Here is a 23,203-nt window from a genome sequence, read left to right on the forward strand (position 1 = left end):
TCAAGCAAACTTGTGTAGCCTGCGAATTGACTGCACGCGCCTCGGACGCTTAACTCCCTGGAGTGTCCTCCCGATTGAGCGTCGAAGAACGACGGGCCCACCTTATCGAGGCAGCCATCGGCCTTGCCGAAAAAAAGGGCGTGGCCGGGGTTACCACCCGCGATGTCGCGCAGGCAGCCGGTGTTTCCCTCGGTGTGGTGCATTACTGTTTCGAAAACAAAGATCAGCTGATGACCGAGCTGGTCAAGGCGCTTTCGATGGAATTGCGTGATTCCGTCGACGCCAACGAAACCGTATGGCAGGACGTCGGAACCGGAAAAGCCGCGCTGCAGCAATTGGTGCGCGCCGGCCTGGAACTCATGTGGCTCAACATCGAAGCCACCCCGGAACGACAACTACTCACCTACGAAACCACCACCTACGCGCTACGCGAAGGGGAACAGACCCCCGCCAAACTCGCCATCGCCCGCGAGCAGTACACCTTCAACGACTCCACGGTCGCCGACATCTTCGAGCACGCGCGCGAAGCCACCGACTGCCAGTGGACCGTTCCGGTCGGCACCCTGTCCCGCTTCATCCTCGCCACCATCGACGGCATCGTGCTGCGCTGGCTGGTCGACAACGACAGCGCCGCCGTCCGTGACCAGTTGGACGTCCTCGCCACCACCGTGGCAGCGCACGCGGCCTGACCCGGCCCCCTCCTTCTCCTCCGGCGCGGGCAGCGTGATCGCCCGCGCCGGACCCGATCTCAGCGACGCGAGAAGTTCTGCGGCTGCCCCTGCACATGGGTGACATCGCCCTCGCGCCACCACGCCACCTCGACCGTGGCCTCGAACGCGCCCGTCAACCGGACCCGCAACTCGTCGTGCACCACGAGATCGCCTGCCGGAAGCGGCATATCGAACTGCAGGCGCAACAACACACCCAGCGGATCCGCGGTCCAGCTGGTCTCACGACCCGTGCTCACCACCTCCGCCGTGACCGCCTCCGAGGCCAGCGGCAGATCCAGCAGAGTGGCCAGCGGACGCGCGCACGCCATATCCCCGACCACCAGGCGATCCGCGGGCAACGCCGGACCGAACCACGGGCGATCCAGCACCAGCGCGTCGGCGGCCGGAATCACCTCACCGCTCAGCGCGCGCACCTGACCCGGCAGCACCAGGTCCTCGGTGTCCAGCCGGCCCGCGTCCAACGCCTCCGCCAACCGGCGGTAGGTCTGCGAAATCGATTCGGGCGTAGGCACTCTCGCCGGATCGGCCAGTGCGTCGAGCAGCTCCTCGGCGAGCGCGGGCGTCAGCACCTCCGGATCGGCGAGGACACTGCGCAGCACCGCCAGATCCTGAGCGCCGAAGCCCGGCAGCTGCGGGAGCAGGCCCGCGAACAAGGTGTCGTCCGGGTGGCGCAGCAGGCCCAGCGGGATGCCGTCGATGTGCGCGTGATGCCGCAGCCACCAGGCCGTGTAGCCGTCGCGGTCCGCGACCAGGCTGCGGGTGCTCTCCTCGGCCAGCAGCAGGCGCAGGGCCTCCGGCCATTCCGCGTCGTCCACCAGATCCAGGTCGCGGACCGCCACCAGCTCGGACGGATCCTCGACCAGGCCCTCCCACCAGGTCTCCTCGTCGTCGAGGTGATGATCGGGGCCGGTCGGATCGGACTCGGCGACCAGGGTGAAACCCCAGCCGACGCCGATGGCGCGCAAAGCCTCCGAGCCGTAGCGCTCCAGGACGGCCGAATCCACGGTGGAGAAGGGCGAATCCGCGACCAGCACCCGATCCAGCGGCGCACCCGGCAGCAGCAGTTCGTCGGCGGGCGTCAATTCGCCGGTCACGTCCGGCAATTCGATCAGACCCAGCCAGGACGGCAGCGCGCCCGGCGCGGCCAGAGAGTGAGCGGCCAGCCCCAGCACGGCGTCCACGGTGTCCGGATCGCTGGGATCGTCCTCCAGCACCGCCTGCAGGCCCGGATCGTTCAGCAGATCCTCCGGCGTGGCCGGACGCGCGCCCAGGCGGCCCAGCAGCTCGTGCGCCGCCTCCGGATGCGCCAACCGCGCCCAGTGCACCGGAATCGCCTGCTCCAGACGGTCATCCAGCACCACCGTGCGCGGACCCGTCACCAGCCGTCCGTCCACCAGCGGCACCGCCAGCGCGCCCAGCTCCTCCACCGACAGCGGATCCACCGCGAACGACTCCAGGGCGTCGTACAGCGAATACCACCACTGCGGTTCGCGTTCCAGGCCGCCGGACAGCTCCGCGATCCGGGCCAGGCCGATCCGATGCACATCCAGGGCCGCGAGCGCGTCCGTGAACATGCGGCCCGACAATTCCGGAATCACCAGCGGTCCGGTCATCTCCGCCAGCAGATCCGCCAATTCCGTGGTCACACCGGTGAAAACGCCGGCCCGCCGCGGCGAGGCCACCCCGATCCGGACCTCCCCGGCCGCCGGAATTCCGGCCGAGCGCGATTCATCCACAGTCATCCCCAGCCCGCTGGGGTTGAATTCGGCTGCGCCGGTGGACACGGTCAGGTCCTCGACCCCGGCCAGTTCGGCGGCCCGGGCCAGATCCGCGGCGGCGGCCAGGTCGCCGGACTCGGCCGCGCCGTAGCCGGCGACCACATCGTGCGGGCCGATGGCGTCATGGGGTTCGACGGCGTCGGAAGGCGCTTCGTCCTCGGGGAGCTCCCACAGCGGCAGCGTCTCGGGCTCGGCGGCCCGGGCCGCGCGCGGCTTGGGGGCAGATCCGGCAGCGTCCCTGAGCCCGGCAGCTCCGCTCTGGTTCCCGTCCTCGGGGGTATCCCCGCCCACGGCAGCACTGTCCACCGATGCGGCGGCCGGAGCTCCGGCAGCGAGGTCGTCGAGCACCGGGGCGGCGGCCGGTCGCGCGGCACCGGCGGAATCAGCGAGCGCCGCATCGAAATCCATGGCGGCGAGCGCGGGTCCGTGATCCTGGCTGACCGTGAGGACCGGAAGCCACTCGTTGTCGCGGAGTTCGGCGATGAGGGCTTCGCGCAGGACCGCGTCGGTCTCGCTGCGGGCGAAACCCGGGGTGGGGACCAGCACCAGGCGGTCGCGGGGCGGCAGGGCGCGGGCGAAGGCGGCGTAGTCGGTCGCGAGGTCGGCCGGGCGGGCGCTCGGGAGCAGGCGGCGGCGGTCGGGCTGCATGGGGATGTCGGCGATGAGGACCGCGGGCAGCGAGAGTTCCTCGTCCGAGCGGGTGGGGGCGCGCAGGACGTCCGGGCGGGCGGCGACCGGGCGGCCGTCACGAACCGGGAGCAGCCAGCGGGCGCGGTCGGTGCGGTACTGCCACCACAGGCGCTCATCGGAATTCGGGCCGGTGACCGTGAGTTCGGTGAGGCGGTCCGCCAGTTCGCGCCGGGTACTGGCGATCTCGTCGTCGCCGATGCGGATGTTGTTCAGGGCGGGCAGTTCCAGCAGCAGGTCGGGAGCTTCGGCGCGCATCTCGGCGAGCAGCTCGGCCGGGTCCACCGATTCGCGCAGGCGCAGCACGATCTCACTGTCGAAGCCGTCCGCGGGCCGCTCCGCGATGGCCCAGGCCAGGCGCAGCGCGGGCGGCTCGAAATCGCCGGACTGGTCCGGGATCTCGACGCCCTGCACGCCGAGCAACGCCCAGGTCTCGTCCCGGGAGAACCGCACCGATCCGCTGGTCGACCGGAACTCCACCTCGTCGGACACGGTCAGCACCGCGGTGAAACCCACCCCGAACCGGCCGACGGCCGCGCTCTCGGTCTTGCCGGAGGCGCGCAGGGCGGTCAGCGCGTGCACGCCCGAGACATCCAGCGGCGCACCGCTGTTGGCGATGTGCAGGGTGCGGCCGTCCAGCCAGACCGCGATCCGGCCGGGCACCCCGGCCTTCACCGCCGCGTCGGCGGCGTTCTGGGCCAGCTCGGTCAGCAGCCGGTCCCGGTAACCGGCCCGCACCAGATCCGCCTCGGTGGCGGCGTCCTCCCGCAACCGGGTGGGCGAGCCGCGCCAGGCGGCCACCACTCCGGCGCGCAATTCCGCCGTGCCGAACGGATCCTCGAATTCGGTCGCGACCACGCCGTACGCCCTTTCCCGAAAGCGGTTGTTGGCACGCCAAGGCCAAGCATCCGGGGTATTACACAGGATCCGGCGCGATCCACCGAAATCCACGCCTCGTCACGACCGCACCGGCAACACCGTCATCGCCCGCGCGACGACGCTCCCGAGGTCGATCGGCCCCGCTGTCACGCTGCCCGGCAGCGCCGCCGGGCCGTGTCACGACCGGGCTCGGCGCTACTCCGCCGACCCGGTCTCCGGTTCGACCGACACCGCGGTCACCGCCCACGCGTCGTCGTACACCGCATCCGGATCGACCGCCTCGAACACGCCGGGATCGGCCTGTTCGGCCTCGGTCTCCCCCGCCGCGGCGGCACGCTCGTCCTCCGCGACGGCGACCTCGGTCACCTCGACATCGGCTTCCACCACACCGGCCGCCACATCCGCGGACTCGGTCGCGGTCTGTTCGTCGGCGGCCTCGGCGGGAGCGGTCTCGGCGTCGGAGGCGGGGTCGGGGTCGCCGGCACCGGTCTCGGACCCACCGGCCGAGGCGGACTCGCCTTCGGCGGCGCGCTCCGGCTCGGCGGCATCGCCCGATTCAGCTTCGGCCGCAGCGTTTTCCGCACCCTCGGCGCCGAATTCGCCGAATTCTTCCGCTACCGCGGCGGTTTCCGGGCGAAGCTCCGCGAGCGGGATCAATTCCACGGCGGCGTCGTCGTACGCCTCGTACAGCGGGGAGCCGTTGCCGGTGGGCAGTTCCACGTCCGAGTGCGCGCCGCAGCCGTAGGCCACGTGCACGACACGCCCGTCCGCGCCCATGGCATTGCCGCACACGCCGAAGGCGGCGCGCAGGGAACCGGCGAGGGGGACGTAGAAGCCGCAGCGGCCGCAGGTGGACGGCGCGGAACGGGCCATGTCGGTGTCGGGACCGAATTCGGAGAACCAGCGGTCGGCGGCCTCCTCGCGGCCCTCGCGGGACAGCACCCGGGTGCGACCGAGACCGATCTCGAGCGCGACCTCGTCGACGGCCGGGTCGCCGGTGGCGACATAGCCGGGCACCAGGCGCGGGTCGTTCGCCCGCGGGGCCAGCAGGTCGCCGGGGGCGAGATCACCGGGGCGGATGCGCTGGTCCCACGGGATGAAGTCGGGCGCCACCAGGGCGTCCGGGCCGGGCAGCAGGGCCGACTCGCTGACGGTCGCGACCGTCGCCTCCGGCGGGGCCGCCACCACGACCGCCCACTGCCAGCCGTGATAGCCGGGCAGGGTGGCCTCGAAGTGATGGGTGGCCGAGGATTCGTCCTCGCCCGTCACGCCCAGATGCGCGCCCACGCCGACCGGCTCCAGATCCAGCAGCGCACGGCGGGCCAGCTGGACCGCCTCCGCCAGGATCGGCCGCACACCGGACTCCGAAACTCCAACCGCGCTCACGCCCTACATTTTGCCGTATGGAGCGCAAACGCCGTGCACCGGTAGCGGCCGCCACGATCACGCTGTCCACGGCCCTGGCCCTGGCCGGGACCATCACCGGCTGCACCAGCACCGACAACACGCCGAAGTGGCGTGTCGAGGTGGTCGCGACACGGCCGCACGACCCGGGCGCGTTCACCGAAGGATTGGAAGCCGATGGGCCGGTTCTCTATGAGGGGACCGGAATCTCCGGCCATTCGTCCGTCGTGTCCACCGACCTGAACACCGGAGCCGAACTCGCCCGCGCCGACCTGCCCGCCCCGCTGTTCGGCGAAGGCATCACCCGCGCCGGCGACGTGCTCTGGCAGCTCACCTGGAAGGACGGGCTCGCCATCGCCCGAAACCCGGCCACCCTGGCCGAGATCCGCACCGCCCGCTTCGACGGCGAGGGCTGGGGCCTGTGCACGCGCGGTGATCGCGTGGTCATGAGCGATGGGACTTCCACCCTGACCTTCCGCGATCCGCGGACCTTCGCCGTCACCGGGACGGTCACGCTCACCAGCCACGCGAACGTTCGCCTCAACGAACTGGATTGCGCCCCCGATGGTTCCGTCTACGCCAATACCTGGGCCACCGACACCATCCTGCGCATCGACCCCGGCACCGGTGACGTACTGGCGAGCATCGACGCCTCCGGCCTGCTGCCCGGCAGCGCCCGCACCCCCGACACGGATGTTCTCAACGGCATCGCCCATCTGCCCGGCACCGATCGCTTCCTGCTCACCGGAAAGAAGTGGCCCACGTCCTACGAAGTCCGCTTCGTTCCCGCCTGACCCGCCAAAAACGACCGGTCTCTCCAACTTGTGGCGTCCCACACCGGCGGTAGTGCAGCCGCACGCCGACGGCACTGCAAGAATTGGGGGCGTGACTGCTCCCCGTGACCCCGGTGCCGATCCCGGTCGCTGGGGCGACGAGGACTCACCCATGATCGAACGGCATCCGGGGTACGACCGCTATCCGCCCGCGAACCGCGCCGGGCGGCGGCCCGCGTCGCCGCGCGACCAGGACGACGTGCCGGAATTCCTCACCCGGCGCGCACCCACCCGACCCGCCGAACCGTCCTCGGGGGTGCGCAGCGAACCCGCGCGCGACCGCGGCGGCGACGCACCGCGCGAACCGGAGGCCAGGACCTCGCGCTGGGCGCAACGCCGCCACGGCACATCCGATCCCGGTGACAACCCGCCGACCCGGCCCTACGAGACCCAGCCGTCCCGGGGAACCGGGGACGAGCCGGAGAACTGGCAACAGCCGCACGACTTCAACACCACCCGGCGAGTGCGCTACGACCCCGACTCGGGACACGCCCAGGAGCCCGAGAACTCACACCCGCGCGGGCCACAGCGTCACGACTCGAAACCCGCCGGCGCGCCCGGACCCGAGGGCCGCGACACCACCGCCGAATCCTCGGAAACGGCTCATACGCAGCAGCTTTCACCCGGCGACGCCCCCGATGCCCACGACAGCGGCGGGCTGCACAAGCCGCCCCGGAAGCTGACCGTCACCCGGGTCGCGGCGCGGCGCAGCATCGAACTGACACAGAGCGGTTTCGCGACCTTCCAGCGCGCCGCCAAGGCCGACGGCGCGGAGGAGTCCGGCCTCACCGCGCTCGTGTACGCCACCATGGCGAACTTCGCGACCGACGCCGCCATCGCGGTGGCCCTGGCCAATACGTTGTTCTTCGCCAGCGCGACCGCGGAATCGGTCACCAAGGTGGCGCTGTACCTGGTGATCACCATCGCCCCGTTCGCGGTCATCGCACCGGTGATCGGCCCGATGCTGGACCGCCTGCAGCACGGCCGCCGGATCGCGCTGGCGGGTTCGTTCGCGATCCGCGTGCTGGTGGCCGGACTGCTCATCTTCAATATCGACAACTGGGCGCTGTACCCGCTGGCCCTGTGCATGATGGTGCTCAGCAAGTCGTTCTCGGTGCTGAAGTCCGCGGTCACCCCGCGCGTGCTGCCGCCGGGAATCGACCTGGTGCGCACCAACTCACGCCTCACCGTCTTCGGACTGGTCGGCGGCACCCTGTGCGCGGGCGGCGTGGCGGCGCTGATCGCCAAGGTGACCGGCTCGACCGGCGCGCTGCTGTTCGCGGCCGCGCTGGCCGCCGCCGGCATGTTCCTGAGCCTGCGCATCCCGGCCTGGGTGGAGAACACCGAGGGCGAGGTGCCCGCCACCCTCGGCTACCACGGCGGCGATTCCCGCACCGAGGTGCTGGACCCGAGCCGGGCCGGGGACGTGCCGCCCACCAAACGCCGTCAGCCGCTGGGCCGTTCGGTGGTGACCGGCCTGTGGGGCAACAGCACGGTGCGCGTGCTGACCGGCTTCCTCACCTTCTATGTGGCGTTCGTGGTCAAGGCCACCGACAAGCACGGCGTGCAGCAGATCGCCATGCTGGGCATCGTCGGCGCGGCCGCGGCCATCGGCAATTTCACCGGCAATGCGACAGGCGCCCGCATGAAACTCGGCCGCCCCCAGCTGATCGTGCTGATCTGCACCGTCGCCTGCGTCGCCGCCGCCATCGCCGCGGCGGTCCTGGACAGCCTGCTGGGCGCGGCGCTCGCCACGCTGATCGCGGCGGGCGCGAGCGCGCTGGCCAAGGTGTCACTGGACGCCTCCATCCAGGACGACCTGCCCCCGGAATCGGTCGCGTCCGGTTTCGGCCGCTCCGAGACCGTGCTGCAGCTGGCGTGGGTCTTCGGCGGCGCGCTGGGCGTCCTGCTGCCCACCCTGTGGATGCCGACCATGTGGTGGAAGGGGTTCGCCGTGGTCTCCGTCATCATGGCGCTGGGCTTGATACAGACCGTGGTCAGCTACCGTGGTCATTCGCTGCTGCCCGGTTTGGGCGGTAACCGACCCCAGCACGCCAAGCAGGAGATTCCCGGTGCGCACGGCGCGGGGAACCCACCCAGTAACGGACAGGAAACCCGGTGAGCCAACCCAAAGCCCGCACGATCATCGCTCTGCTGGCGGTTCTAGCCGTGGTGGCCGTGGCCTATTTCGCCGCGATCGTGGTCATCGCCCGCCACACCGACAAGTCCGAGCCCGAGATCACCGCGTACGCGCACGGCAAGTCCGTGACGGTCGAGCCCTTCCTGTACTGCGACCTCGAGGTGTCCAAGGAACGCCTCTCGATGGGCAAGTGCAACACCACCGAGGCGGTCTCCGACCTCGACGTGCCGCCCGGCTCCACCATCCAGCTGTCGCTGCCCAAGGAGATCGTCGACGCGCCCTGGGAGCTGCTGATCGGCTACCGCCTGCCGAACAACAAGGCCGACGCGGAGATCCTCACCTACAAGGAGCCGTGGAAGCTGTCCGGCAAGCCGGAGCGCGACAAGGACTCCAAGTGGGACAAGCCGCGCACGCTGACCATCAAGACCCCCGCCAACGAGGGCGTGAAGCTGGCCATCATGGAGCTGCACCTGCCCATTCCGGCGCGCGACGAGGCGGGCAACGAAGGCGTCATCTCCCGCGGCATCTGGGCGGTGCACACCCCCGCGTTCGATCCCGCGCTGTTCAGCTGAGCTCGGCCGGACCCGGGAAACCGGGTCCGCCCCAACGTGAATCGGGCCCCGGTGATCGAATCACCGGGGCCCGATTGCCGTTTCGAGCGCGTGCGACCTAGTGGTCGAGCTCGCGCGCCACGCCGCGCACCACTTCGGCGATGCGCTGGGCGGTCTTGCGGTCCGGGTGCTTGCCACGGCGCAGATCCGGCTGCACCTTGGTCTCCAGCAGCGTGATCATGTCCTCGATGAGGCCGTGCAGCTCGTCCGGGGACTTGCGGTCGATGGGGGCGCCGTCGGTGCGGCCGCCGCGGCCACCGCGCTCACCCCGGCCGCCGCGCTCCTCGCGCAGAGTGGGGGTCTCCAGCAGCTTCAGCGAAAGCGCCTGCGGGCCACGGCGACCCGCGGCCATACCGAACTCGACACGCTGGCCGGGCTTGAGCGCCTCGACACCGTCGGGCAGCGCCGACGATCGAACATAGACGTCTTCTCCCTCATCCTGGGACAGGAAGCCGAAGCCCTTTTCGACGTCGTACCACTTCACCTTGCCGGTCGGCACTGCGCTCACCCGTTCGTCATTCCAGCCCGGAGCAACCGGGCAAAAGAACGCGCCCCACACAGCTATGCAGGACGCGACTGAACTCCGAGTCTACCCCGGTGCGAATAGCCCGAGCACATCAGTTTTACGGTCGAGAGGTGTCCGACACTTCTTCCGAGCAGGCCCCTCGCCGTACCGCGGGCTGGCTGCTCTACATCGCCATGGGGCTGTTCGCGATCGGATTGCTGGCGGTCTTCGCCATCTTCGGCGTCGGGCTGCTGACCGATTCGAAGCCGGGGGTGTGGCTGTACCTGCTCGCCATGTGCGCGCCGCTCGGCTTCCTGCTGTCGATCGTCTACGCGCTGTGGTCGGGGCGCCGGGCGCGCTGAGATTGCCCAGTTCGTTACCCGGCCATTCCTGTGATCTTCGTCACATAACGAGACGGTCACGGAGTGGTGACAGACCCCTATCGGCCGAGACTCGCCGTGACCACCTGCACAGAAGCCCGATGGAACCCGTTGCGCCGGTGAATGACCCGTACGGACACGACGGTTACCAAATGGTGATTTTTCGCCGCGAGCGTCGTAATGTTCTCCACCAGCCGGGTCAGCCCGGCGCCACCGGCCCGCCGCACCGAACTTCGCCCCGCGGGTACGGACCCCCAACTGGAACGAGGGGCGAAGACGAGGCATAGCGCACAGCCAGTGCGCCGGGCCGGACGACCTCTCAGTCCGACCCCGGTAGTCGGTCTCGCAGGCGCGTACGAGAGGAAAGACCCGAAAATGAGTGGACGCCATCGCAAGCCGACCAACACCGGCCGCACTGTCGCCAAGGTTGCCCTGACCGGCATCGCTCTCGGCGGCGCGGGAGTGGCCATGGCAGGAAACGCCAGCGCGGCACCCGACTCCGACTGGGACAAGCTCGCACAGTGCGAAGCCGGCGGTAACTGGGGCATCAACACCGGCAACGGTTTCCAGGGCGGACTGCAGTTCTCCCCCGGCACCTGGACCGCCCACGGCGGCGGCGAGTACGCCGCGACCGCCAACCAGGCCACCCGTGAACAGCAGATCGCGGTCGCCGAGAAGGTACTCGCCACGCAGGGCTGGGGCGCTTGGCCCTCCTGCTCCTCGAGCCTCGGCCTCTCCAGCTCCGCCACCCCGCGCACGGCCCCCGCGCCCGCCGCGTCCGACGTCCCGCAGTGGGCTCCGCAGCAGGCCGGCCCCGGCGGCGCCACCAACGGCACGCAGGAAGTCTTCCAGGCCGTGGACCGCGCCATCGCGGTCGCCCAGCAGCAGGGCATTCAGATCCCCCAGCCCGCACTGGATTTCCTCAACGCCACCAAGGCCAATGGCACCCAGCTCGACCCGGGCGTCGTGAACTTCTTCCAGGCGAACAAGGGCCTGCTGCCCCAGTAGGCAGCCCCCTGTTCCCTCCGAAGGCCCCCATCAATGACGATGGGGGCCTTCGTCGTTCCCGCAGCCGGATTCCCCCCGCGTTCGAGGCCCGCCTCGGTCTGGACTGCGCTCCGCCTCCCCGCGCTTGGAGCGGGGGAGCGAAGCGGAGGAGCGGAGGAGGGAAGACCGAGGTAACAGGGCCTCGAACACGCCGCAGCGAAGCGGAGGCAATCAGACACCGTGCCGGGGAGGGCGGCCGGTAGGTGCTCATGCCAGAATGAGCGGCGTGGTGAACAAATCGAACAAACCCTATGTGGACAACGGCTGGCCGGAGACCAACGGCGATCACGCGGTCACCGAGCTCTCCTCGACCCGCTCCGGTGGGCTCTCCCCCTACGGCGAGGACATGGAGTTCCCGCTGCCGGTCGAGCAGCTGCCCTACGTGCACCCGCACACCATCGTCAACCGCTGATCCGTCGTACCGACCGATATGCGGTTGACGGCGCTCGTTCCCGGGCGACCGCCGCGTACGACTCCAGGCCCTGTCTACCGCCTGGTGGCCGCGGCGGTCGCTGAACCGCGCCCGCACTCCCCGACGGATCGGGTGAAGTGACCGAAACCCCCACCCCGACGGGCGACCCGGACGCGCCCGCCGATTCCACGGCCACGGCCAAGCCCGCGAAATCCGCCAAATCCGCGGATCTGACGCTGGCCGAGTGGCTTTCCAAGCGCGGCGACGACGAACTCGTGACGCTGCTGGAGCTGCGTCCCGATCTGGCCGTCCCGCTGCCCGCCTCGATGGCCGTGCTGGCCGCCCGCACCGAACAGCGCGCCTCGGTGCTGCGCGCGGGCGACGAACTGAACACCCTCGACTTCGCCGTCATCGAAACCCTTGTGGTGCAAGGGGCCGGGGACGGCCGCCACGGCGCTCCCCTCCCCGCCAAAACGCTGCGCAAGCTGCTCTCGGACCGGGTGCCCGCCGCGCACGTGAACGCCGCGCTGGCCAAGCTGCGCGCCCGCGCCCTGGTCTGGGGTCCCGACACCGCCCTGCGCGTGTCAGCGGCCGCGCAGGAGGCCCTGCCCTGGCCGCTGGGCAGCACCACCGAATTGCCGGACGCGCTCACCGAACCCGAGATCAGCGCCGCCCTGGCCGCGTCCACGCCACAGGAACGCGCGCTGCTGGAGAAGCTGGCGAGCACCGGCCCGCGCGGCCGCACCCGGGACGCCGCGCCCGGCACCCCCGACGACCGTCCGGTGCAGCGGCTGCTGGCGCACCGGCTGCTGAACTGGATCGACGAGGAGACCGTGGAGCTGCCGGTCTCGGTCGGGCAGGTGCTGCGCAACGAGCCGGTCACCGATCCGCACGCGCTCGCGGCCCCGCACCCCGACACCACCAAGCACGCCCCCGCCGACATCAACGCGGTGGCCGCGGGCGAGGCGGGGGAACTGTTGCGGCACAGCGCCTCCGTGCTGGAGGTGCTGGGCCGCGCGCCCGCCCCGGTGCTGCGGTCGGGCGGCCTCGGGGTGCGCGAGTTGCGCCGGGTCGCCAAGCAGACCGGCATCGACGAGGACCGGCTCGGCCTGCTCGCCGAGATCCTGGCCGCCGCGCGCCTGATCGACAAGGGCACCCCCGAACCCGCGCCCGACGGCGACGGCACCGACGACTTCTGGACGCCGACCACCACCTCCGACGCCTGGCTGGCCGTGGTGCCCTCGCGCCGCTGGGCGGTGCTGGCGCAGGCCTGGCTGGAACTGGACCGGCTGCCGTGGATGATCGGGCTGCGCGACGCCAACGACAAACCCCTGGCGGCGCTCTCGGCGGAGCTGCGCACCGTGTACGCGGTCCGCGACCGGCACGCCGTCCTGGGCCTGCTGGCCGAATTCCCGCCCGGCACCGAGGTTTCCGCCGCCGACCTGGGTCGCATCCTGGCCTGGCGGGAACCGCGCCGGCGCCGCCACTACCGGCTGGAGGCGGTGCGCGCCACCCTCGCCGAGGCCGAGGCGCTCGGACTGCTGGCGCGCGGCGCGGTCACCTCCGCGGGGCGCGCCCTGCTGCACGGCAGTCCCGAGGACGCCGAATCGGAGATGGCGATCGCGCTGCCCGAACCGGTGGATCACGTGCTGGTGCAGGCGGATCTGACGGTCATCGCGCCCGGCCCGCTGGTGCCCGAACTGCAGGACCGGATCGCCATGGTCGCCGACGTCGAATCGGCGGGCGCGGCCACGGTGTACCGGATCAGTGAGACCTCGGTGCGCCGCGCCCTGGACGCCGGGGCCACGTCCGCGGAACTGCACCACCTGTTCACCACCCACTCCCGCACCCCGGTCCCCCAGTCGCTGACCTACCTGATCGACGATGTGGCCCGCCGTCATGGCCGCCTGCGCGCGGGCATGGCCCAGAGTTTCGTGCGCAGCGACGATCCGACGCTGCTCGCCGAGGTACTCGCCGCGCCGGTCGCCGGGGAACTGGCCCTGCGCGCGGTCGCCCCGACGGTCGCCATCTCCCAGGCCCCGCTGGGCGAGGTGCTGGAACGCTTGCGGGCCGCCGGATTCAGTCCCGCGGGCGAGGATTCCGCGGGCGCCATCGTGGACCTGCGGCCGCGCGGCGCGCGCCTGCCCGCCCGGCAGCGCCCGCACCCGAACTGGCGGCCCAACCCGCCCAGCACCGACCAGCTGCGATCCCTGGTGGCCGAACTGCGCGCGAGCGAGCGCGCCGCGCATGCCCGCGCCGGGCAGACGGTTCGCTCCGACGGCTCCCGCACCAGCACCCAGGCCACCCTCAACCTGCTCCAGCTGGCCGCCCGCACCCGCCGCCGCGTCCACATCGGCTACGTGGACGCCCAGGGCGTCGCCTCACAGCGCGTGGTGGAGCCGCTCAAGGTCGGCGGCGGGCAACTCGACGCCCTGGACCCGGTCACCGGCGCGGTCCGCCACTTCACCCTGCACCGCATCGCCTCGGTCGCCCTGGTGGAATAGGAAAAGCCCGGCACCCGCACGGCATTGGTGATGCCGACGAGTACCGGGCGGTCCGTGGGGGGCACAACCCCCGGGCCTACCCCTTGGGGTTGCCCAGGCAGAAGGTGGTCTTCGGCTCGGGGACGATGCGGAACCCGATCGCGGTGCTCGGGTCGCAGGCGAACTCGTCGGCCTGGCCGTCGATCCGGTCGATCACCTTGAACGAGGCTTCCGGAGCCGTGCACGCCACGAACTTGTAGCCGGTGGTCTGGCTCTCGTTGTAGCAGGAGCCCTTCTTGAAGTTGGGGCTCAGGCACAGGAAGGCCGTGGTGCCGCCGTTGAGGGTCTCCTCGTAGGAGGTCTGCTCTTCCTTGCAGTCGGTCTTCTTGTCCGCGACCGCGGCGACCTTGTAGACCGCCTTCTGGTCGGAGCAGTCGACGGGCGCGGTCTTGGAGTCGGTGGCCGAGCCCTCGATCACATTGATGCAGTCACCGACCTTGGACTTGGCGGTGTCGGACTTGCTGGCGTTCTGGAGCGCCGAACAGCCGGAAACGGCGAATACGGCCACGGCCACCGCCACGAGGGCGAGCACGAGGCGCACCAACGGCCTCGTTCCTGCGAGCTTCACTAGCGAAAACCTTTCTCACCGAACCGTTCACGGCTGTGAACGCGGTGAGAATACCTGTGTGCCGCCCGGACCCGCATCCGACGCCGGGTTATGTCCGGACGACATCACCGATCAGTGCCCGCGATTCAGTGCGGCAGCATGGACAATCCGCGCATACCCAGCCACGAGAGGTTCACGAGCAGGGTGGGCAGGGTGCTGAGCATCGGCAGGCCGAAATACAACATGGGTTACCTCTCGATCGACAAAACTGGGCGCGCGACCAACAGCGCCCCTTTGCCGTGTGTCGATATCCGCGCCCCACTCGTTACACAAGCGGGGCAATAGCTTTCGTGCATCATTGGCTTTCGCGCATCATTGTGCCGAACCGGATCCCGATCCGCTGCCGGACCCGGAATCCGCGGACCCGGAATCCGCGGAGCCGCTCGCCGAGCCGCTGCCCGCCGAACCACTCGCCGAGCCACTGGCCGAACCCGTCCCGATCGGACCGGTGGGCACCGTCGCGCCCTTCGAGCCCGGACGGTTGATGTACACGGTCACCGGCGTCGACGCGTCGGCCTCCACCGTCACCACCCGCGCACCGGGCGCGGAGGTCACGTGGCCGCCCTCGACCCGCACGGCGTAGCCGTCCGGATAGTGGACGTCCGAGGCGTAGATCTCCGTGGTCCCCGCGCGCGGGGTGTACCGGTAGGCGAAGTCACCGGTGTCCGGATCGAAGATCATCCGCCCGGGCGTGCCCGCGGTCGCCCGCGGATAGGTGCGCACCAGCTGCTTGCCGACGTCCCCGAGGAAAGGATCCGGCTTCGGCCCGCCCGCCCCGAAGCGCGAGGAGTAGTGCCAGTACTGCCAGCTCGCGAACCGCTCGTCCGCGCGGACCAGGGTATTGCGCAGCACCGTCGCGTCGCCGTCACCGAATTCGGTGACCAGCGTGGGCAATTGGGTGCGCGCGGTGAGGGCGTCGATATTGCCCCAGGTCTTGTCCTGCTGCAGCGGGCACAGGCCGCGCAGGAACGTGGGCAGGCCCATGTAGATGGCCATCTGGCTGGGCATGCAGTAGTCGTGCGGCGCGAACGCGATGTCCGGGGCACTGATCGGCGGATTCTTGCCCAGGTTGCTGGGCATGGTCTCGTTCCAGGTGACGTTGGGCTCCCACAGCACCATGAGGTCGCCGTTGCTCCCGCGCACCGCGTCGGTCAGCTTCTGCATGGCCGCTTGGTATTTCACGTCGAAGCCCGGGCAGCCGTTGGGGAAGCAGGACAGGAACGCGCTCCCCGGCCACGGCTCGTTGAGCAGTTCGATGCCCATCGCGCCGGGGTGGCCGCTCATCTTCGCGGCGAGCGCGCCGAGCGCCTGGCCGAGGTAGTCGAGGGCGCCGTAGGAGTTGTTCCACACCTCGTCCCAGCCCGCGTTCATGCTGGGCATCAGGTAGTAGAGGGGGAAGCCGAGGTTGGGCTCCCCCGCCCCCGGGCGGGCGTGGAGGGACCACTCCGGAAAACCGTTGCCGCCCCACACCTTCGACAACCCGTCCTGGTGGTTGTCCAGCACGGTGTGGATCCCGTACTCCGCCAGGGTGTCCACGATATCCGCGACCCGATCCAGATACGCGGTGTCGACGACGCCCTTGGTCGGCATCAGCCCGTCGAAGGACACGCCCAGCCGGACGGTGTTGAACCCGTGGCGGGCCAGCAGCGCCGCGTCGTCCTCGGTGACGGTGAGCCCGTCTCCCGCCTGGAGGAAGGGCGGTTCCTTGTCGACATTGTTGACCCCGTGCAGCAGCACGACCCGGCCGCTGTCGTCCACGAAGTGGGAGCCGTCGGTGTGGATCCGCCCGATCGAGGTGGCGGTGGGCGCGGCGTCCGCGACGACCGCGGAGGCCATCGCCCCGCCCGCGACGGCGGCGGCGAGCAGCCCGCGCGTCCAGCGTCTCTGCATTCTTTTCAGTTCCCTTGGGTCAAACGTCCAAATGGACAAGCGTCCAATTTTCGAGTGATCGTAGCCACCAGAACTCTGGTCTTGACCGCTTTCACCGAATCCGGTGAAACGCATCGGCCCGGTCAGCGGCGTCATCGGCCATGGATCCGGGCACGGGACGCAGGTCACGTGGCTTTGTCGGTGGCTTCCTGGAGAATGGTCAAGGCCCGTTCGGGCCCGGATCAAGCCAGGAGGTGTTCGTGACCGACGGTCCACTCATCGTGCAGAGTGACAAAACGCTGCTGCTGGAGGTCGATCATGAGTCGGCCGGCGCGGCGCGGCAGGCCATCGCGCCGTTCGCGGAGCTCGAACGCGCGCCCGAGCACGTGCACACCTATCGGGTGACGCCGCTCGCGCTGTGGAACGCGCGGGCCGCCGGGCACGACGCCGAGCAGGTGGTCGACGCACTGGTCAACTTCAGCCGGTACGCGGTGCCGCAACCGCTGCTGGTCGACATCGTCGACACCATGGCCCGCTACGGGCGGCTGCAGTTGATGAAGCACCCGGCGCACGGGCTGGTCCTGGTCAGCCTGGATCGCGCGGTGCTCGAGGAAATCCTGCGGCACAAGAAGATTCAGCCGATGCTGGGCGCGCGCATCGACGACGACACGGTGATCGTGCATCCGTCCGAGCGCGGCCGCATCAAGCAGATGCTGCTCAAGGTCGGCTGGCCCGCCGAGGACCTGGCCGGCTACGTCGACGGCGAGGCGCACCAGATCGACCTGGACTACCAGTCCAGCAACTGGCATCTGCGCGACTATCAGGAACTGGCCGCGGAGTCGTTCTGGGCGGGCGGCTCCGGCGTGGTGGTGCTGCCGTGCGGCGCGGGCAAGACCATGGTGGGCGCGGCGGCGATGGCGAAGGCCAAGGCCACCACGCTGATCCTGGTCACCAATACCGTGGCCGGGCGGCAGTGGCGGCGCGAGCTGCTGGCCCGCACCTCGCTGACCGAGGACGAGATCGGCGAGTACTCCGGGGAGCGCAAGGAGATCCGTCCGGTCACCATCGCCACCTATCAGGTGATCACGCGCAAGACCAAGGGCGAATACCGGCATCTCGAGCTGTTCGACAGCCGCGACTGGGGCCTGGTCATCTACGACGAGGTGCACCTGCTGCCCGCCCCGGTCTTCCGGATGACCGCGGATCTGCAGTCGCGCCGCCGGCTCGGGCTGACCGCCACCCTGGTGCGCGAGGACGGCCGCGAGGGCGACGTGTTCTCGCTGATCGGCCCCAAGCGCTACGACGCGCCGTGGAAGGACATCGAGTCGCAGGGCTGGATCGCGCCCGCGGACTGTGTCGAGGTACGGGTCACCCTGACCGATGCCGAGCGCATGGCCTACGCCACCGCCGAGCCGGAGGAGCGGTACAAACTGTGCTCCACCGCGCGCACCAAACTGCCGGTGGTGGAGTCGATCCTGGCCCGGCACAAGGACGCGCCGAGTCTGGTGATCGGGGCCTACCTGGACCAGCTGGACGAGCTGGGCGAGCACTTGAACGCCCCGGTCATCCAGGGTTCCACCCGCACCAAGGAGCGCGAGGAGCTGTTCGACGCCTTCCGCCGCGGCGAGATCCCGGTGCTGGTGGTGTCGAAGGTGGCCAACTTCTCCATCGATCTGCCGGAAGCCTCGGTGGCGGTGCAGGTTTCGGGCACCTTCGGGTCGCGGCAGGAGGAGGCGCAGCGGCTCGGGCGGCTGTTGCGGCCGAAACACGACGGCGGCCAGGCTCACTTCTATTCCGTGGTCGCACGTGACACGCTGGACGCCGAGTATGCCGCGCACCGGCAGCGTTTCCTGGCCGAGCAAGGGTATGCCTATCGCATCACCGATGCGGACGACCTGCTGGGTCCGACGATAGGATAAGTGGAGGAAGAGCCTCCATAAGGCGGGAGGGACGTACGTGCGGCGCTTCGAATTCGCGGTGGACCGCGACCATGCTCGGGCGGTCAACGAGGTGGTCGGGTATCTGCGACGACTCCGCGTCTGGGCATACACGGCCGCCACCGCGCTGGGACTGGGCACCGCGTTCCTGATCTGGGTGAACCACCCGTGGTCCTGGCTGTTGGCGGTGGCCTTCCTGGCCGCCGCGGTGACCGCGGCGTTCATCGGGTACTGGATGCCGCATCGCGGCCGGGTGGACAAGCTCTACGCCGCGGGCGACCTGGTGCCCGCGGTGGTGTCGGAGACCCACGGGAACGGGGCCACCCTGCTGGCCCTGGTCGACCTGGCCAAGCCGAACGCCCCCGGCCCGCGCTACGCCCTGGTGACCCGCACGGTCCGTTCCCTCCCCGGGCACCGGGCCCGCACCGGGGAACGGGTACCGGCGGTGACCGTGCGCGTGGACCGCGCCCCCAGCCCGGTCGGCGACCTGTGGCAATCGGTGAGCGCCATGCCCATCGCCTGGGGCACCCGGGACCTGAACATCATCGAACGCGCCCGCGAGGCCATCCACGAGGTCGAGTGGAAGCTGCTCACCGACAATCTGGATCTGGCCATCAAGGTGCGCGGCGCGGACGCCAAGCGCCTGCTGCTGGACCCGCAGCAGCTGCCGGAGGAGTTGCGCGGCTGAGCGATCCGCTCCGAACCCGCGATTTCCGCTTGCGCCGCTTCGTAGGATGGGGTGATGGTTCCCGTCACGAATCTGGTGGCGTTTCTGATCGCGGCCGTCGCGCTGATCGTAATCCCCGGCCCCGGAGTGCTTTTCGTCATCGGCCGGGCGCTGTCCTACGGGCGGCGGGCCGCGCTGCTGTCCGTGCTCGGTCATTCCCTGGGCGTCCTCGGCGTCATGGTGCTGGTCGCGGCCGGTCTGGGCACGCTGCTGGCCGCGTCCGCGATCGCGCTGGCGATCGTGAAGTTCGCGGGCGCGCTCTATCTCATCTATCTCGGGGTGCAGGCGATCCGGGATCGGCGTGCGCTGCGGGAGGCGTTCCAGGCGCGGGCCGAGCCGGTCGGCACCGGCCGGGCGCTGCGGCAGTCGATGCTGGTGGGCGTCACCAATCCGAAGGCGATCATCTTCTTCTCCGCGGTGCTGCCGCAGTTCGTGGCCCCGCACGCCGGCCCGGTCCCGGTGCAGATGCTGATCCTCGGGCTGCTGTTCATCGCCGTCGCGCTGGTCTCCGACTCGGTGTGGGCGCTGGCGGCGGGTTCGGCTCGGGAGTGGTTCGCGCGCTCGCCGAAGCGGCTGGAGGCGGTCGGCGGCGCGGGCGGGGTGATGATCATCGGCCTGGGGGCGAGTGTGGCCGTGTCGGGCAGCGGTAGCTGAGTCCGCAGCCGATTAGCATCAGCTCGTCGGCACTCATAGGTGTGTGGAAAGGGCGGCTGGAGCGGATGCTTCGGAACTGGCGGTACCTGACGGTGGGGGCGGTACTGCTGCTGGGCGCGAACGCGGCTCCCGCGCAGGCGGATTCGAGCGACCCGCTGACGGGCGCGCCCGGCGCGGGCGATCCGTACTACCCGCTGGACGGCAACGGCGGCTACGACGTCGGCCACTACGACGTCACCATCTCCTACGACCCGCCGACGCATCAGCTGACCGGGGACACCCGCGTCGACGCGGTGGCGACCCAGGCCCTGCGGGTGTTCAACCTGGACTACAGCGGCCCGTCGGTGTCCAAGGTGACCGTCAACAACCTGCCCGCCTGGTTCGACCGCAACGGCGAGCACGAACTGTCCGTCACCCCGCTGATCCCGTTGCTCCCGGGTCTGCCGTTCACCGTGCGGGTGGAGTACGCGGGCGAGGTGACCGGCACCGAGGGCGAGGGCTGGGTGTTCTCGCCCAGCGGCGGCGCGTTCGTGGCGGGTGAACCGCATTCGGCGAGCAGCTGGTACCCGCTCAACGACACGCCCCTGGACAAGGCGACCTTCACCCTGCACGCCACGGTGCCGCAGGAGTGGGAGGTGATGTCGATCGGCGACAAGGTCTCCGACACCGTGCAGGGCGCGAACCGGACCGTGTCCTGGGAGATGCGTCAGCCGGTGGTCGGCTACCTGACCACCGTCGCCGTCGACCGGTTCGAGTTCCTGGAACAGCGGCGCGCCAATGGAACTCCGCTGCTGAGCGCCTTCGCGCCGAGCGCGGGCAAGGGCCGGGACCTGGAGGCGCGGCTGCCCGAGATCCTGGACTTCCAGGAGGAGCTGTACGGCCCGTACCCGTTCGACACCGCGGGCGGCCTCTACGTCGACACCGGACTCCAGTTCTCGCTGGAGACGCAGTCGCGCCCGATCTACGCGCCCTGGACCGACCTGAGCACCGTGGTGCACGAGATCGCCCACCAGTGGTGGGGCGATTCCATGTCGGTGAAGCAGTGGTCCGACATCTGCCTGAACGAGTGCTTCGCCAGCTACACCGCCGACTACCTGTGGCCGGAACGCAAGGACGGCAAGGACGTCGACGCCGGGTACCGCGACACCGTCGCGAAATACCATGACGATCCGAAGTTCTGGGAGATCGCGCTCCAGAACCCCGGTAAGGACAACGAATTCACCGCGGTCTACTACCGGGGTCCGCTGTTCCTGCACGCGCTGCGCCGGACCATGGGCGACGCCGCGTTCTTCGGAGCAGTCCGTGATTTCGTCATGGCGCACCGGTACGGCAACGCGTCCATGCCGGAGTTCCGGACCTTCCTGGGGTCGCGTTCGCCGGTCGATCTGACCGGGTTCCTGGCCGCCTGGCTGGACCGCACCGACCGGCCGGCCGACGAGTTCCTCTACCCCGGCCCGCTGCGCGCCTGATCAGGCCGGAACCGGCAGCGCCTGATCAGGCCGGGACCGGCAGCGTCTGATCAGGCCGGGACCGGCCGCGCCCGGTCCGAGAGCACCAGGGCGGCCATACCGCCGAGCACCGACCCGGTGACGTACCGCTGCGCCCGCAGCCACAGCGGCCGCCGGGCCAGGAAGGTCGAGACCGCGCCCGCGCTCAGCACGATCAGGGCGTTCACGGTGACCGCGATGGCGATCTGCACGGCGCCCAGCGACAGGCTCTGCAACCAGACCCGCCCGTGCGCGGGCACCACGAACTGCGGGATCAGCGCCATGTAGAGGATGGCGATCTTGGGGTTGAGCAGATTGGTGACCAGCCCCATCGTGAACAGCCGCCGAGCCGGATCCGCGGGCAGCTCGGTCGGCGCGAACAGCCCGATCCCGCCCGGCCGCAAGGTCTTCCAGGCCAGGTAGACCAGGTACAGCGCGCCCGCGACCTTCACCGTCAGATACAGCGCGGGCACCATGGCGAAGACCGCCGTGATCCCGGCCGTCGCGGCCGCCAGATACACCCCGAATCCGACCGCCACCCCGCCCAGTGACACGAGTCCGGCCCGCCGCCCCTGCGACACGGTCCGCGACACCAGATACATCATGTTCGGCCCCGGCGTGAGCACCAGCCCCAGCGCCGCGGCGGCCACGCCCAGCACCGCACTCGCTTCGATCATGCGACCGATTCTCCGGCCGCATCGGTCCGCTGTCGCGGTCCACTCACCACCGACTGGACCCCCGACCGGAGGCCACCGGGGTCCGGGTCAGCGCACCGCTTCGGCCTGGTGGCCGGCCCGGAGGCGGCGCACGCCCTCGGCGATGGTCTCCTCCTTCTTGCAGAAGGTGAACCGCACCAGGTGATTCCACGCGGCCTTGTCGTCGGCGAAGACGCTGACCGGCACCGCGGCCACACCGAGGCGTTCGGGCAGTTCACGGCAGAAGGCGTAGGCGTCGGACGCGCCGAGCGGAGTGATGTCGGCGCACACGAAATAGGTGCCGTCACTGCGTTTCACACCGAAACCGGCCTCGGACAACGCCGCGGAGAGGCGAAGTCGCTTCTCGGCGAGGGTGTCCCGCAGCGCGGCCACCCACTGCTGCTCGTTGTTGAGGGCGTGGGCGACCGCGGGCTGGAACGGGCCGCCGCCGACGAAGGTGAGGAACTGCTTGGCGGCCAGCACCGCGTCCAGCAGCGGCGCGGGCGCGCAGGCCCAGCCGATCTTCCAGCCGGTGACGCTGAAGGTCTTGGCGGCACTGGAGATCACGATGGTGCGCTCGAACATGCCGGGCAGCGTGGACAGGCTGATGTGCTCGTGCCCGTCGTAGCAGAGGTGCTCGTACGCCTCGTCGGACATGACGTACAGGTCGTGTTCGACGGCGAGTTCGGCGATGGCGGTGAGATCGGCGCGCGACAGCACGGTTCCGGTCGGGTTGTGCGGCGAATTCACCAGCAGCAGTCGCGTTTTCGGGGTGATGGCGGCGCGCAGGCTGTCCAGGTCGAGCGCGAAGCCGTCGCCGTCGGGCACCAGCCGGGCGGTGCGGCGCCGGGCTCCGGCCAGGGCGATGGCCGCCGCGTAGGAGTCGTAGTAGGGCTCGATGAGCACCACGTCGTCGCCGGGTTCGACCAGGCCGAGCACGGTGGCCGCGATGGCCTCGGTGGCGCCGACGGTGACCAGCACCTGGCTGTCGGGGTCGTAGTGGGTGCCGTAGCGGCGGGCGCGGTCGGCGGCGATGGCCTGCCGCAGGGCGGGCACGCCGCGGCCGGGCGGGTACTGGTTGAAGCCGTCGGCGATGGCCTGCCGCGCCACCTCGAGCATGCCCGCGGGGCCGTCGCTGTCCGGGAAGCCCTGGCCGAGGTTGACCGCGCCGTGACGGACGGCCAGTTCGGTCATCTCGGCGAAGATCGTCGACGCGAACGGCTGCAGGCGGGCGACGGTCGGAATACGCGGCATGTCCGGAGCCTAATCCATCGCCG

19 protein-coding genes are annotated in these 23,203 nt (G+C 70.3%); 12 read left to right on the plus strand and 7 right to left on the minus strand.

Translation table 11 applies throughout. The features are described from left to right. Nucleotides 1-62: 62 nt before the first annotated feature. Entirely contained in the window at nt 63-689 is a 627-nt protein-coding gene (locus ACFRAQ_RS30490; protein WP_213558181.1) for a TetR/AcrR family transcriptional regulator, read from the plus strand. Between the two features lie 59 nt (nt 690-748). Here ACFRAQ_RS30490 and ACFRAQ_RS30495 read toward each other — a convergent pair whose 3' ends face one another. Further along, nucleotides 749-4,054, minus strand: a complete 3,306-nt coding sequence (locus ACFRAQ_RS30495; RefSeq protein ID WP_379105770.1) for a sacsin N-terminal ATP-binding-like domain-containing protein — start codon at nt 4,052-4,054, stop codon at nt 749-751. 216 nt (nt 4,055-4,270) lie between these two features. Continuing rightward, a complete protein-coding gene (locus ACFRAQ_RS30500) occupies nt 4,271-5,461 on the minus strand; it encodes a DUF3027 domain-containing protein (protein ID WP_379105772.1) in 1,191 nt (396 codons plus the stop codon). A 17-nt stretch (nt 5,462-5,478) separates the two neighbouring features. Between ACFRAQ_RS30500 and ACFRAQ_RS30505 the strand changes: the two genes are divergently transcribed. The 3 genes from ACFRAQ_RS30505 (at nt 5,479) to ACFRAQ_RS30515 (ending at nt 9,024) form a co-directional block, all read left to right on the plus strand. Beyond that, nucleotides 5,479-6,273 (plus strand): glutaminyl-peptide cyclotransferase, encoded by a 795-nt coding sequence (locus ACFRAQ_RS30505; protein ID WP_379105774.1) that lies wholly within the window; start codon nt 5,479-5,481, stop codon nt 6,271-6,273. A 91-nt stretch (nt 6,274-6,364) separates the two neighbouring features. After that, nucleotides 6,365-8,434 carry an MFS transporter gene (locus ACFRAQ_RS30510; protein WP_379105776.1) on the plus strand — a complete coding sequence of 690 codons (2,070 nt, stop codon included), beginning with the start codon at nt 6,365-6,367 and terminating at the stop codon, nt 8,432-8,434. Then, the gene (locus ACFRAQ_RS30515) at nt 8,431-9,024 is read left to right on the plus strand and encodes a DUF2771 family protein (protein WP_379105778.1); all 594 of its coding nucleotides are present in this window, start codon (nt 8,431-8,433) and stop codon (nt 9,022-9,024) included. The genes ACFRAQ_RS30510 and ACFRAQ_RS30515 overlap by 4 nt, the downstream gene beginning before the upstream one ends. 97 nt (nt 9,025-9,121) lie before the next feature. Here the strand turns inward: ACFRAQ_RS30515 and ACFRAQ_RS30520 are convergent, their stop codons facing one another. Continuing rightward, complete coding sequence (locus ACFRAQ_RS30520; protein WP_379106240.1) at nt 9,122-9,562, minus strand: cold-shock protein; 441 nt, start codon at nt 9,560-9,562, stop codon at nt 9,122-9,124. Between the two features lie 137 nt (nt 9,563-9,699). Between ACFRAQ_RS30520 and ACFRAQ_RS30525 the strand changes: the two genes are divergently transcribed. From ACFRAQ_RS30525 to ACFRAQ_RS30540, 4 genes are all read left to right on the plus strand, one after another. Beyond that, nucleotides 9,700-9,930, plus strand: a complete 231-nt coding sequence (locus tag ACFRAQ_RS30525) for a hypothetical protein (protein WP_379105780.1) — start codon at nt 9,700-9,702, stop codon at nt 9,928-9,930. A 393-nt stretch (nt 9,931-10,323) separates the two neighbouring features. Beyond that, nucleotides 10,324-10,956: a transglycosylase family protein gene (locus ACFRAQ_RS30530; RefSeq protein ID WP_379105782.1), complete on the plus strand. Its 633-nt coding sequence runs from the start codon at nt 10,324-10,326 to the stop codon at nt 10,954-10,956. A 256-nt stretch (nt 10,957-11,212) separates the two neighbouring features. Further along, complete coding sequence (locus ACFRAQ_RS30535) at nt 11,213-11,407, plus strand: hypothetical protein (RefSeq protein ID WP_379105784.1); 195 nt, start codon at nt 11,213-11,215, stop codon at nt 11,405-11,407. Nucleotides 11,408-11,637: 230 nt separating this feature from the next. After that, a complete protein-coding gene (locus tag ACFRAQ_RS30540) occupies nt 11,638-13,911 on the plus strand; it encodes a helicase-associated domain-containing protein (protein ID WP_379106243.1) in 2,274 nt (757 codons plus the stop codon). 76 nt (nt 13,912-13,987) lie between these two features. On the opposite strand, the gene ACFRAQ_RS30545 is transcribed toward ACFRAQ_RS30540, so the two are convergent. Together ACFRAQ_RS30545 and ACFRAQ_RS30550 are read right to left on the minus strand one after the other, a co-directional pair. Beyond that, the gene (locus ACFRAQ_RS30545) at nt 13,988-14,518 is read right to left on the minus strand and encodes a hypothetical protein (RefSeq protein WP_379105786.1); all 531 of its coding nucleotides are present in this window, start codon (nt 14,516-14,518) and stop codon (nt 13,988-13,990) included. 351 nt (nt 14,519-14,869) lie between these two features. Next, entirely contained in the window at nt 14,870-16,447 is a 1,578-nt protein-coding gene (locus ACFRAQ_RS30550) for a cellulase family glycosylhydrolase (protein WP_379105789.1), read from the minus strand. A 239-nt stretch (nt 16,448-16,686) separates the two neighbouring features. Between ACFRAQ_RS30550 and ACFRAQ_RS30555 the strand changes: the two genes are divergently transcribed. The 4 genes from ACFRAQ_RS30555 (at nt 16,687) to ACFRAQ_RS30570 (ending at nt 21,213) form a co-directional block, all read left to right on the plus strand. Further along, complete coding sequence (locus ACFRAQ_RS30555; RefSeq protein WP_379105791.1) at nt 16,687-18,345, plus strand: DNA repair helicase XPB; 1,659 nt, start codon at nt 16,687-16,689, stop codon at nt 18,343-18,345. A 37-nt stretch (nt 18,346-18,382) separates the two neighbouring features. Further along, the gene (locus ACFRAQ_RS30560; protein WP_379105793.1) at nt 18,383-19,051 is read left to right on the plus strand and encodes a DUF3239 domain-containing protein; all 669 of its coding nucleotides are present in this window, start codon (nt 18,383-18,385) and stop codon (nt 19,049-19,051) included. A 54-nt stretch (nt 19,052-19,105) separates the two neighbouring features. Then, on the plus strand, nt 19,106-19,744 hold the full coding sequence (locus ACFRAQ_RS30565) for a LysE family translocator (RefSeq protein WP_357089508.1): 639 nt from the start codon (nt 19,106-19,108) through the stop codon (nt 19,742-19,744). A gap of 65 nt (nt 19,745-19,809) precedes the next feature. Further along, nucleotides 19,810-21,213, plus strand: a complete 1,404-nt coding sequence (locus tag ACFRAQ_RS30570) for a M1 family metallopeptidase (RefSeq protein WP_379105796.1) — start codon at nt 19,810-19,812, stop codon at nt 21,211-21,213. A gap of 50 nt (nt 21,214-21,263) precedes the next feature. On the opposite strand, the gene ACFRAQ_RS30575 is transcribed toward ACFRAQ_RS30570, so the two are convergent. Next, the gene (locus tag ACFRAQ_RS30575; RefSeq protein WP_379105798.1) at nt 21,264-21,908 is read right to left on the minus strand and encodes a LysE family translocator; all 645 of its coding nucleotides are present in this window, start codon (nt 21,906-21,908) and stop codon (nt 21,264-21,266) included. 87 nt (nt 21,909-21,995) lie between these two features. Then, nucleotides 21,996-23,180 (minus strand): pyridoxal phosphate-dependent aminotransferase, encoded by a 1,185-nt coding sequence (locus ACFRAQ_RS30580; protein WP_379105800.1) that lies wholly within the window; start codon nt 23,178-23,180, stop codon nt 21,996-21,998. Nucleotides 23,181-23,203: the final 23 nt, after the last annotated feature.

Source organism: Nocardia sp. NPDC056611, assembly GCF_042792755.1.
Classification (GTDB): domain Bacteria; phylum Actinomycetota; class Actinomycetes; order Mycobacteriales; family Mycobacteriaceae; genus Nocardia.